Below are 12,294 nucleotides of genomic sequence, written 5' to 3' on the forward strand. Positions count from 1 at the left end.
GTGGCGACCCCTTCGATCTTGCGATCTGTCTTCAGCGAATTAGCCGTTGACGCTGTCTTTCAGAGCTTTCGCGATGGTCATTTTGACCACTTTGTCGGCTTCTTTCTTGAACTGCTCGCCGGTGGCGGGGTTGCGCACCATGCGCTCGGGGCGCTCGCGGCAGTAGATTTTGCCAACGCCGGGCAGGGTGACGGCACCACCGGCCGAAACTTCGCGAGTGATCAGGCCGGTCATGGCCTCCAGCGCGGCATTTGCGGATTTCTTGTCAGTTCCCATTTCCTCAGCGAGAGCAGCCACCAGCTGAGTCTTTGTCATAGGCTTTGCCATTTCTTGGTCTCCTTAACGTGCCCGATCTATAGGGCCTCACCGCGTAACTGTAACGGGATATTGTGGCTGAACACAACGAATAGTAGCACTAAAAACCCCAAAAATAGGGGAAATTCGTTGCTTTTTTGCTTCAGAGAAAGGCCGTTTCGTCAAACGAACGCAATTTCCGGCTGTGTAACCGTTCCAGCGGCATGCCGCGCAAGTGCTCCATCGCCCGGATTCCGATCGCCAAATGACGACTGACCTGAGTGGTATAGAACGCCGAAGCCATGCCGGGAAGCTTTAATTCACCATGCAAGGGCTTATCCGAGACGCACAGCAAGGTGCCGTAAGGAACCCGGAACCGATAACCGTTGGCTGCGATTGTTGCACTTTCCATATCCAGCGCAATCGCACGGGACTGGCTGAGCCGTTGCACCGGGCCGGACTGATCGCGAAGCTCCCAATTGCGGTTATCGACCGAGGCGACTGTACCTGTTCGCATGATACGTTTCAGCTCGTAGCCTTCCAACTCGGTTACCTCGGCCACAGCCTGTTCCAGCGCGACCTGGACTTCGGCCAGCGGTGGGATCGGCACCCAGACGGGCAGGTCGTCGTCTAGCACTTTGTCCTCGCGCAGGTAGGCATGTGCCAGTACGAAATCCCCAAGCGCCTGCGTGTTGCGCAGACCGGCGCAGTGGCCGACCATCAACCAGGCGTGCGGGCGCAGAACCGCAATGTGGTCGGTGGCCGTTTTGGCGTTCGATGGCCCGACGCCGATATTGACCAGCGTGATCCCAGACCCATCCGCGCGTTTCAGGTGGTAGGTTGGCATTTGCGGCAGTTTAAGGGGCTGTTCCAGTACGGCTTCGGCGACCGTGATCTCAACATTCCCGGTCGAGACAAAGCTGGTATAGCCGCTGTCGGGATCAGCGAGTTGCGCCCGTGCGTAGCTCTCAAATTCCGAGACATAGAACTGATAGTTGGTGAACAGCACGTGGTTTTGGAAATGACCGGGGTCAGTCGCGGTGTAATGCGAAAGCCTTGCCAACGAATAGTCCACCCGCTGGGCCGTGAACAGCGCAAGGGGCCCGGCTTCGTTTTCCAGCTCGTGCACGCCATTCACGATATCGTCGTTTGTTGTATTCAGGTCCGGTACATCGAACGCATCGCGCAGAGTGAACCCAGCTGCACCCTGATGCGGGACAACCAGATCTGGGTTATTGGCGACAGCGAAATGGACCGGGATCGGCGTTTCCGAAGCTCCGATTGTGACCGGTTGATCGTGGTTCTTGATCAAAAGCGCGATCTGCTGGGTCAGGTAGGACCGGAACAGATCGGGGCGCGTCACTGTCGTGGCGTGCGTGCCCGGCTCGGACACGTGACCGAAGCTCAGCCGGCTGTCGACCTGCGCGTAAGACGAGGTCCTGATCCGGATTTCGGGGTAGAACGCCCGAAACCTCTCAGTAGGAGCGCCGTTCTTAAGTGCATTTGCAAACCTATCGCACAGGAATTTTGTCGCCTGTTCATAGAGCTCTTCTAAACGTGCGACAGCTGCAAGCGGATCGCTAAATTTCTCGGGGTTGGGAACGTCAGGTGTTCGGATAGTAGTCATGCAAGGGGTTCCAGAAGGTCGATCTTTTCGAATGTACGTACGTCCACCAGCCCAAGGTCCGAGATCCGCAGTTCAGGAATCACAACCAGGGCCAGCAGAGAATGCTGCATATATGCGTTGTTAAGCTGACAGCCGCAGGTCTTCATCGCCTCGACCATTTGTTCAGCTTTGGCGGCAACCTCAGTCGCTGGGTTGTCGGACATCAGGCCTGCGATCGGCAGTTCCACCAAGGCCAGTTCCTCGCCATCGCGAAAGATTGTGATGCCTCCGCCCACTTCGGCCAGCCTGTTCGCGGCCAGTGCCATCTGTTCACGGTCGGTGCCGACAACAATCATATGGTGGCTGTCATGCGCAACGGTCGAGGCCATGGCCATTTTGCCCTGATATCCAAAGCCCGAGACAAAGGCGTTGGTCACACCTCCGGTAGCGCGGTGCCGCTCGACCAATGCGATCTGGCACACGTCGCCTTCGCCCTCAACCAGCCCTTCGAAAATGGGCAGCTCCGATTTCAGTGCCTGCGTCGGGGCCTGATTTTCAACCACCCCGATCACGTTGGCCGTGACACGGTTCGCTCCGGCAGGGGCTGCGATCTCAAAGTCTGTCGAGGTCAGCGCGTGCCCTAGGTGTACGGTATTTCGCGCCTTAGCGGGCCAGTTCAGATGCGGGCATTCGACCGTTACCGTCCCGTTTTCAGCCACAATCTGACCGCGCGCGATCACGGTTTCGATCGGAAGCGCTACCAGATCAGAACTCAGGATAATGTCAGCGCGCCGCCCGGGTGTGATCGAGCCGATCTCGCGTTCCAACCCAAAATGGGTCGCCGTGTTGATCGTCGCCATTTGCAGCGCAACCAGAGGATCGCAACCACAGGCAATCGCATGTCGCACTACGCGGTTCATGTGTCCGTCATTTACCAGCGTTCCCGAATGGCAGTCGTCGGTGCACAAGATGAAGTTGCGCGGGTCCAGCCCTTTTTCAGTCACCGCAGTAATCTGGCTTTCCACATCATACCAGGCCGACCCCAACCGCATCATTGACCGCATTCCCTGACGGACACGTGCGATGGCGTCGGCCTCGCAGGTGCCTTCATGATCATCGGCAGGGCCACCAGCGACGTAAGCGGCAAATTCAGGCCCTAAATCAGGCGAAGCATAGTGCCCGCCAACTATTTTACCTGCGCGCTGTGTGGCCGCGATCTCTGCCAACATCTTCGGATCGCCATGAATGACACCGGGAAAGTTCATCATCTCGCCCAGTCCGATGATACCGGGCCAAGACATCGCCTCGGCCACATCCTCGGCGGTGATCTCATACCCTGTGGTCTCAAGCCCCGGTGCTGAGGGTGCACAGGACGGCATCTGGGTGAAGATGTTCACCGGCTGCATTAGTGCTTCGTCATGCATCAGGCGCACGCCTTCCAACCCCATCACGTTTGCGATCTCATGCGGGTCGGTGAACATCGAAGTTGTGCCATGCGGAATGACTGCGCGGGCAAATTCTGCCGGGGTCAACATGCCCGATTCGATATGCATATGCGCATCGCATAACCCCGGCACCAAATAGCGACCGTGCGCCTCGATGATCTGAGTCTCAGGACCGATACAATGCGCGGCGTCCGGCCCCACAAAAGCAACGCGCCCCGCAGCGATCGCCACGTCATGGTCAGGCAGGGTTTCGCGGCTATGCACATTGACCCAGACGCCGCCACGGATCACCAAATCGGCAGCCTCGCGGCCAGCAGCAACAGCAATGAGACGAGGGGCGGTATCGGGCCAACTTGGGAAGGGAGTGTATTCCATGGCCCAACTTTCCCGAATGCGGCGCAAGGTGCAACCCCCACTATTAAGGTATCATGGAATCATCACAAAACCTGCCATCCGCAGCGCGCCAGCGCTGCCACGCCCAACCAGAGGAGATGCCCAAAGGGCATCAAAGATGGGCGGGAGCGACCCGCGATTAGTTGTGGCGATCGGCTTCAATCTCTGCGCGCAGCCAGTCGACAAACGCCAACGCGCCCGGCGTTTCCTCGGCTTGGGGCGATAGCAATAGATAATAGGCCTCAGGCATTGCGGCGCGATGGATGAACGGCGCGATCAGGCGGCCTTCTTCAATCAACCGTTTTGCGATCATGTCGTGGGCTAAACACAAGCCTCCTCCGGCCATCGCAACTGACAGGCTGACCAGATAGGTCGTCGAATAGGTTACCTTGGGTTTTTGCCAAGTTAGACTCTGATCTGAGATCCAACTCTCCCAATTCGACAACAAATTTGAACAGTCGAACAGGGGCTGTTCCTGCAGGGTTTCCAGCGTCACCGGGAAATCGGGGGCACAGACAGGATAATAGTGATCTGTTCGCAGCAATTCCGTGCGCACCGTATCGGCCGGGCGCAGCGAATAGCGGATTTCCACCGCCGCGCCTTCGGCCATTTCGCGAGGCTCCCATAGTTCGGTGAAGATGTTCAGATGTACATCCGGATGCAGTGCCCGAAACCGGGGTAGGCGCGGAGCCAGCCAGTTGACGGCAAATGTGATATTGCTCTGGACCTGAACCGCGTTTTGTTGTGCGCCCGTGACGGCTTGGGTCCCCCTTACCAGCGTTCGAAAGGCTTCACGCACGACCGGCAGATAGGTGATACCAGCTTCGGTCAGCTCCAATGCACGCGGGCGACGTAGGAATAATGGCTGACCCAGATAGCCCTCTAGTGATTTGATTTGCTGGCTGACTGCGCTTTGCGTCATGTTCAAATCCCGCGCCGCCCCCGTGAATGACAAATGACGGGCTGCAGCTTCAAATGTGCGCAGCCAGCCGAGCGGTGGAAGTGATTTCTGCATGCTCATAACTCTGCCAGTAGTTTTACTAATGAACTAGGCTTGTTTTTTTCGTTGGTCAAACGTTTGCGGCGAAGGCACGATCTCCCAGAAATCAAATACCCCGCGAAGGAGCCCGGCATGAGCGTTACAAACCTGCGTCCCAATATCGATCATTGGTCCGAACGCGTGGACATGGCCGCCGCTTTCCGCTGGACCGAACGGTTGAACATGCATGAAGGGGTGGCGAACCATTTCAGCCTTGCAGTGAACGAAGACGGCACGCAGTTCCTGATGAATGCCAATCAGATGCATTTTGCGCGTATCAAGGCGTCAAATCTGCTGCTGCTTGATGCCAATGACAAAGATGTCATGGACCAGCCCGGCGCACCGGATCCGACGGCCTGGGGGCTGCATGGATCAATCCACCGCCAGTGCCCGCACGCGCGCTGCGTGATGCACGTGCATTCGATTTTTGCGACCGTTCTTGCCTCGCTGGCAGACAGCACCTTACCGCCGATCGATCAGAACACGGCGACTTTCTTCAATCGCTACGTAATCGATGAAGAGTTCGGAGGTCTGGCTTTTGAAAGCGAAGGTGAGCGCTGTGCCGCGATGCTGTCGGACCCGAAAAAGAAAGTCATGATCATGGGCAACCACGGGGTTTTGGTGATCGGCGACAGTCCGGCAGATGCCTTTAACAGACTCTATTATTTTGAACGCGCCGCAGAAACGTACATTCGCGCTCTTCAAACCGGGCAACCTTTGCGCGTTCTGTCCGATGAGATTGCTGAGAAAACCGCACAAGAGCTTGATGAATATCCCGGTCAGGCCGAAGCACATCTACGCGAAATTAAATCTGTTCTGGATGCCGAAGGCTCGGATTACGCAACCTGAAGCGCACTGTTAGGAGTTTCAGCCATGACCGATATGCATGATGCAGAAGCCGCTCGATGGAATTACCGCCCCGAAGGGCCCGTCGGTTTGAACCCTTTGTTCAACTGGCCGCCGCGTCCTGCGGCTATCCTGAACTGGTACAAAGGGGCTTGGCTTCCCCTGACGTCGCTGACGCTTTGCATGGTGATGGCTTTTGCCGCCTATTTCGTGTTTTTGCCTCCATTAGAGACCATGCAGAGTTTCGCACCCGGCTGGATGTTCCGTATCTGGCTGCTGAACATGGTGCCTCAGATCATGATAGCAGGAGGTCTGCATTGGTGGCTTTACATGCGCAAAGGGCAGGGCATGTACAAGAAATTCGACCGGCGTGATCTGACACGTGACAATGGGTCGTTTACCTTTCGAAATCAGGTTTTGGATAACATCTGGTGGACGCTGGGAAGTGCGATGACTGTGGCGACGGTCTATCAGTGGCTGATCTACTGGGCCATGGCTAATGGCTATGTGCCAGTGATAACCTGGGCCGCGGCCCCCGTTTGGTTCGTGATCTGGATGCTTTTCATCCCGATGTGGTCAGGGCTTCATTTCTACTGGGTGCACCGATTGGAACATCACCCGAAACTCTACAAGCACGTTCATGCTGTGCACCATCGCAACGTCAATATCGGACCATGGTCAGGAATATCGAACCACTGGTATGAAAACCTTCTTTATTTCACCACCTACTTCATCCATCTGATTGTACCCTCGCATCCGCTGCATCTGCAGTTTCACGCCTACTTCCAGCAGATCAGCCCGGTACTGTCTCACTCGGGTTTCGAAAAACTGAAGGCTGGTGAAACGGATGCCGCGCGGGCCGGGGATTTCTTCCACCAGCTTCATCACCGGTATTTCGAGTGTAACTACGGCACATCCGAGATTCCGTTCGACAAGTGGTTCGGCACTTATCACGATGGTTCAGCCGAGGCGACAACGCGGACACGGGCTTTCAAGAAGCAGATGTATACTTAGATCACGAGGGCGTTCTGTCCCGCCGAGTTTTGCATAGGTCCGTATATGACCTACGCAGAGCTTTGGTCAGGTTTTCTCAAACAACGCGATCAAAGCGACGTCATCTTTGTTGGGGCCGGCAGCAAGATCGCCGTAAATCCGGACCTGCGTTAAAGATAAGTCTCTGATCTGATCCGCCTCGAGCCGGCGGAAGGTATCGGCAAACCCGAGCGCCTCAAAGTGTTTTGCGTTGATCGACAGGGCGAACTGCGCACCGTGGCGTGCGACACGCAAGAGCGCTGGCAAAACTTCTGGCCCAAGATGGCCATGGGTGAACGTTCCGGACGAGACGACACCGGCATAGCTGCCGCGCGGAACCGGCAGGCCCTGATTGAGATCGGCTTCGATCGCGTCGCGATAGATATCCTTGCGCATCGCCTCGTCCAGCATTTCGGCGCTGATATCGGTGGCGTCGATCGGACCCACGCCTAACCCGGCCAGAATAGCTCCGCATAACCCCGTGCCCGCGCCTACATCCAATACCGGGCCTTGTCCGCCTGCACCCACAAAGGCGCGCGCCGTGTGGTTGTGGAGTTGATAATCCTCAAGCGCTGCGAAACTGTCGTCATATTCCCCTGCCCATTCCGCATAAAGGCGCTTGTTCTCCTCGGGCGATTTCAGGGAGTAGGCTGCGTGCAAGTCAGGTGTCTTTTTGGTCATTTCTCAATGAATGCGCATCAGAAGATTCGAATCAAGTGCGTCCATCCGGCGCTTGCATCCACGTGCTGGGCAGATCATCAAAGGGACCATGACACAGACTCTATTCTCCTTCGGCCACGGCTATTCTGCCCGAGCGATATCGAGGCAACTGGATCCAACCACATGGCGGGTCATCGGAACCACGCGTGATTCCCAACAACTTGAGACAATTCGCGATTCGGGTGCCGAGCCTCGTGTCTGGCCAGGGGATCGGCCTGATCTGGACGGGGTGACGCATCTGCTTGTCTCTACAGCACCCACAGCCGATGGTGATCCGGTGCTGGCGGAATTGAAGGATGAGATCGCCGCGCGGATCGGACAGTTCAAATGGGTCGGCTACCTGTCGACCACAGCCGTTTACGGGGATCACCAGGGAGGCTGGGTGGATGAGACGACGCCCGCCACACCGACGGCTGAACGTGGCCGTTGGCGCGTGCGTGCCGAGGAGCAATGGGGCGGCATTCCGGGCCTGCCCTTGCATATCTTCCGACTGGCAGGGATTTACGGGCCGGGTCGCGGGCCGTTTTCAAAGCTGAAACGCGGTGGGTTGCGGCGGATCATCAAGCCGGGCCAGGTGTTTTCGCGCATTCATGTTGACGACATTGCACAGGTTTTGATCGCGTCGATGGCCAAACCCAATCCGGGTGCGATCTATAATGTCTGTGACGACGAACCGGTGCCGCCGCAAGACGTGATCGGCTTTGCAGCCGAGCTGCAAGGTCTGCCGATGCCGCCTGCCGTTCCGTTTGATGAGGCTGATCTGACTCCGATGGCGCGCAGTTTCTATAATGAGAACAAGCGCGTTCGGAATGATCGGATCAAGGATGAACTGGGCGTCTCATTGCTCTATCCGAACTACCGTGTAGGGTTGGAAGCACTGATGCAGCATCAGAAGGATGCCACTTGATCACCGCGCCTTGCCAAGAAACCGGCACGGATTGTATGGGATTTCGATGAAAGACCGCTCTGCCCCGCTGAACATTACCGTTTCGACCCTGACCCGGCAGCGGCCCGAGATGCTGGCCGCTTTGATTCGAAGCTGGGGAGAGATGAAGCTGCCGCCCGACTGCTCGGTGCGATGTTTGGTGGTGGAAAACGACAGCGCCGCGCTCAGCGAAGGTACCGTGCAGGCAGTAGGGGAGAAGCTGCCTAATGGAGCAAGTCTGAACTATGTCCTTGAGACCGAACTCGGCATCCCGTTCGGACGCAACCGAGCCGCACGCGAAGCGTTGGAGAATGGCTCGGATCTGCTCTGTTTTGTCGATGATGACGAAGTGGTGGCGGTCGATTGGCTTGAACGGTTGGTCGCCGGGTATCGCAACAGCTCTGCCGTGCTAATGGGCGCTCCGCTTCGTGCGGCGGGGCCATCGGGGCAGGAGACCGCGATTCAGCGGCTGATGTTGCGCAATATCAGCAATCGTTACCTCGACAAGGAAAACGCGGCTGCAAAGAAAGCCACGTTGAACAGTACCGGTGGCGTGACCATCGTGACAAATAACTGGCTGGGCGAGACACGTCTGTTCAGCGAAACCGGCCTTTGGTTCGATGAAACCATGCGGATGACCGGCGGGACGGATGCAAAGTTTTATGCCGAGACCGTTGCTGCAGGCTTACCGGTCGGCTGGGTGCCCGACGCTTTTGTGTACGAGACCATTCCTCCCGAAAGGTTGTCATTCTGGTATCAGACCGCCCGGGGAAGGGACCAGTCCAACACCCATATGCGCCGTAAGCTTGATCAGAAGCCAACAAAGGCGATCTTGGGGTTTTTGAGCACCCCCTTTCGCTTGTTGGCGCTGTTAGGGGCAATCCTTCTGTTTCCGTTCCAACCAGATCGGCGATTGATCCAGATCGCCCGAACGGTTGGGTGGCTTGTCGGGGTATTGGGAATTCCCTTCGGCTATAAATCGGCCCTTTATAAGAAGGTCAGTGGCCACTGAATCTGGGCCGGTCAATCCGTTTTGCGTTAGACTCAGTTCAGTCGTTTCATGCGCGGCCATCATCGTAAGCTTATTTGCGTCTACTCTCTCTCGTGCCCGACTTGCGAGGCATGGTTAAGCTTGGCGGTGCAATCGCAATCACGCGCTTCAGGGTCAGGCTGCGCGCAGATGTTCAAGTGATAGCCCTGGATTATCAATATCATCAAAAAACAAAACTTATATGAATGGCTTGGATTTGCTAAATCTACATCCAAACAGAAAGAACGAGTCGTTAATGCTATTTCCTACAATGAAGGCAGGGCCGATCTGCGCGATCCCGCGTAATGCCCATTCCAAGGACGAGCGCAAAAACACTCAAGACCCCTGTTTCTCGTTTCAAAGTTAACCGCGCGACGCACACATCTAGCCAGGACTGGAGATCGATATGGACGGAAGTGATACCCCCAACATGGGCAAATGCCCGGTAATGCATGGCGCCGAGGCCCGGTCCAACCGGGATTGGTGGCCGAACCAACTGAACCTGTCGATTCTGCATCAGCATAGCCCTGCATCGAACCCGATGGGCGAGACATTCGACTATGCCGAAGAGTTCAAGAAGCTCGACCTGAAGGCACTGAAGGAAGACCTGTATGCGCTGATGACAGATTCGCAAGATTGGTGGCCCGCAGATTATGGTCACTATGGCGGTTTGTTCATTCGTATGGCCTGGCACGCAGCGGGCACCTACCGCACGGCAGATGGCCGCGGTGGCGCATCGACCGGCAATCAGCGGTTCGCTCCGCTGAACAGCTGGCCGGACAATGGCAACCTGGACAAGGCGCGCCGTCTGCTTTGGCCGATCAAGCAGAAGTACGGCAACCAGATCTCGTGGGCTGACCTTTACATATTGGCGGGCAACTGCGCGATCGAATCCATGGGCGGTACAACATTTGGATTCTCCGGTGGTCGTGAAGACATCTGGGCACCCGAAGAAGACATTTATTGGGGTGCCGAGACCGAATGGCTGGCCCCAACTGAGAACCCGCACAGCCGCTATTCGGGCGAACGTGATCTGGAAAACCCGTTGGCCGCTGTTCAGATGGGTCTGATCTATGTGAATCCCGAAGGTCCAGATGGTCAGCCAGATGCCTTGGCTTCAGGTCGCGATATTCGCGACACCTTTGGCCGAATGGCGATGAATGACGAAGAAACCGTTGCTTTGGTTGCGGGTGGCCACACCTTTGGTAAGGCCCACGGCGCCGGTGATCCCGGTCTTGTCGGTCCCGAACCCGAGGCCGCCCCGATGGAGGCGATGGGCTTTGGCTGGATCAACGACTTTGGCAGCGGCAAGGGTGATGATACCACCACCAGCGGCATCGAGGGTGCCTGGACCGCAAACCCGACCAAGTGGGACAACGGCTACTTCGACCTGCTGTTTGGCTACGACTGGAACCTGACCAAGAGCCCAGCGGGCGCATGGATCTGGGAACCTGTTGGGGTCAAGGAAGAGGACATGGCCCCGGCAGCGGGTGATCCATCGAAAAAGGTCAAGACTATGATGACCACCGCCGACATGGCGATGCGCATGGACCCGATCTATGGCCCGATCTCGAAGCGCTTCCACGAAAACCCGGACGAATTTGCCGATGCCTTTGCTCGCGCGTGGTTCAAACTAACCCACCGCGACATGGGTCCGCGTGCGCGTTATCTTGGAGCCGAGGCTCCCAGCGAAGAGCTTATTTGGCAAGACAACGTCCCGGCCGTCGATCACGCGCTTATTGACGACGCTGATGTAGCCGATCTGAAAGCCAAGATACTCGCGACGGGATTGTCTATCTCAGATCTGGTGTCGACCGCATGGGCTTCGGCCTCGACCTTCCGGGGATCGGATATGCGTGGCGGTGCCAACGGTGCGCGCGTTCGTCTGGCCCCGCAGAAGGATTGGGAGGTCAACGAACCGCTGAAACTGTCCAAGTCGCTGGATGCGCTGGAAGGCGTTCAGAAAGCGTTCAATGACGCACAGTCTGGTGGCAAGAAGGTCTCATTGGCCGATCTCATTGTCTTGGGTGGTGGTGCTGCCATCGAAAAGGCAGCCAAGGCCGCAGGTCATGACGTTGATGTTCCCTTTAGCCCCGGCCGCACCGATGCTTCGCAAGAGCAGACGGATGTCGAGTCTTTCGCGGTGATGGAACCGATAGCGGACGGTTTCCGCAACTACCTGCACAAGGAATACTCGGTTCCGGCCGAGGCCCTGCTAGTGGACAAAGCGCAACTGTTGACGCTGTCGGCACCGGAGATGACTGCGCTTGTAGGTGGGATGCGTGTGCTGGGCACAAACTTTGACGGAACTTCTCATGGTGTGCTGACCGAACGGGTCGGCACGCTCAGCACCGATTTCTTCGTGAATCTGCTGGATATGGGCACCGAATGGAAACCATCCGGTGACGGCGTCTATGAAGGCCGCGACCGCGCAAGTGGTGACGTGAAGTGGACAGGTACCCGCGTGGATTTGGTCTTTGGGTCGAACTCGCAGCTGCGGGCACTGGCTGAGGTCTATGGTCAGGACGACGCAGGTGGCAAATTTGTCTGCGATTTCATCTCGGCCTGGAACAAGGTGATGAACGCGGATCGTTTTGATCTGAAGTAACCCTATAACCATCGCAGTAAATTGCGCCGCCCGAGGAGAGTCGGGCGGCGTTTTCATGCGCCTGACTCAGGGCGCGCACCAAGCATTGGGTACGATTCCGCCGAGAGACTGTTCTTTCTCTTTCTGTAAACCTCCTTTTTGTGAGTTCTCGGGAGGATTTGTTAAGCTAACCTGTTGTTTTTATTAAGGTGAAGAAGAAGGTGGTCGGAAATGTGAAGTTTTTTCAAATTGGGGGTTGCAGGTCCCAGACCTAATCCGTAAATACCCCTTCACCGGCGCTGCTGAGGTGCTGGGACGCGGTGGAAGCTGCGGAGACGCTCGGGAGAGACTGGGGGCATCTGAGGTTTTTGATTGGG

Annotated in this window: 10 protein-coding genes; 5 read left to right on the plus strand and 5 right to left on the minus strand. The window is 56.8% G+C overall.

The annotated features are described in order from the left end of the window. Positions 1-39: 39 nt before the first annotated feature. From ACR0EN_RS19365 to ACR0EN_RS19380, 4 genes are all read right to left on the minus strand, one after another. Positions 40-327: an HU family DNA-binding protein gene (locus tag ACR0EN_RS19365; protein ID WP_010442901.1), complete on the minus strand. Its 288-nt coding sequence runs from the start codon at positions 325-327 to the stop codon at positions 40-42. Between the two features lie 130 nt (positions 328-457). Beyond that, entirely contained in the window at positions 458-1,921 is a 1,464-nt protein-coding gene (locus tag ACR0EN_RS19370) for an AMP nucleosidase (protein ID WP_480588330.1), read from the minus strand. Next, entirely contained in the window at positions 1,918-3,720 is a 1,803-nt protein-coding gene (gene ade, locus ACR0EN_RS19375; RefSeq protein ID WP_480588332.1) for an adenine deaminase, read from the minus strand. Before ade ends, ACR0EN_RS19370 begins: the two co-directional genes overlap by 4 nt. A gap of 157 nt (positions 3,721-3,877) precedes the next feature. Continuing rightward, positions 3,878-4,753: a LysR family transcriptional regulator gene (locus tag ACR0EN_RS19380; RefSeq protein WP_170408738.1), complete on the minus strand. Its 876-nt coding sequence runs from the start codon at positions 4,751-4,753 to the stop codon at positions 3,878-3,880. 117 nt (positions 4,754-4,870) lie between these two features. On the opposite strand from ACR0EN_RS19380, the gene ACR0EN_RS19385 reads away from it, so the two are divergent. Continuing rightward, on the plus strand, positions 4,871-5,626 hold the full coding sequence (locus ACR0EN_RS19385; RefSeq protein WP_480588334.1) for a class II aldolase and adducin N-terminal domain-containing protein: 756 nt from the start codon (positions 4,871-4,873) through the stop codon (positions 5,624-5,626). A gap of 24 nt (positions 5,627-5,650) precedes the next feature. Further along, a complete protein-coding gene (locus ACR0EN_RS19390) occupies positions 5,651-6,637 on the plus strand; it encodes a sterol desaturase family protein (protein WP_480588336.1) in 987 nt (328 codons plus the stop codon). A 66-nt stretch (positions 6,638-6,703) separates the two neighbouring features. On the opposite strand, the gene ACR0EN_RS19395 is transcribed toward ACR0EN_RS19390, so the two are convergent. Then, on the minus strand, positions 6,704-7,336 hold the full coding sequence (locus ACR0EN_RS19395; protein ID WP_170598618.1) for a class I SAM-dependent methyltransferase: 633 nt from the start codon (positions 7,334-7,336) through the stop codon (positions 6,704-6,706). A gap of 88 nt (positions 7,337-7,424) precedes the next feature. On the opposite strand from ACR0EN_RS19395, the gene ACR0EN_RS19400 reads away from it, so the two are divergent. The 3 genes from ACR0EN_RS19400 (at position 7,425) to katG (ending at position 11,938) form a co-directional block, all read left to right on the plus strand. Continuing rightward, entirely contained in the window at positions 7,425-8,282 is an 858-nt protein-coding gene (locus ACR0EN_RS19400) for an SDR family oxidoreductase (RefSeq protein ID WP_480588338.1), read from the plus strand. Positions 8,283-8,328: 46 nt separating this feature from the next. After that, complete coding sequence (locus ACR0EN_RS19405) at positions 8,329-9,312, plus strand: glycosyltransferase family 2 protein (protein ID WP_480588341.1); 984 nt, start codon at positions 8,329-8,331, stop codon at positions 9,310-9,312. A gap of 424 nt (positions 9,313-9,736) precedes the next feature. Further along, a complete protein-coding gene (gene katG, locus ACR0EN_RS19410) occupies positions 9,737-11,938 on the plus strand; it encodes a catalase/peroxidase HPI (RefSeq protein WP_480588343.1) in 2,202 nt (733 codons plus the stop codon). Positions 11,939-12,294 lie beyond the last annotated feature (356 nt).

The organism is Ruegeria sp. AB7 (assembly GCF_056542625.1).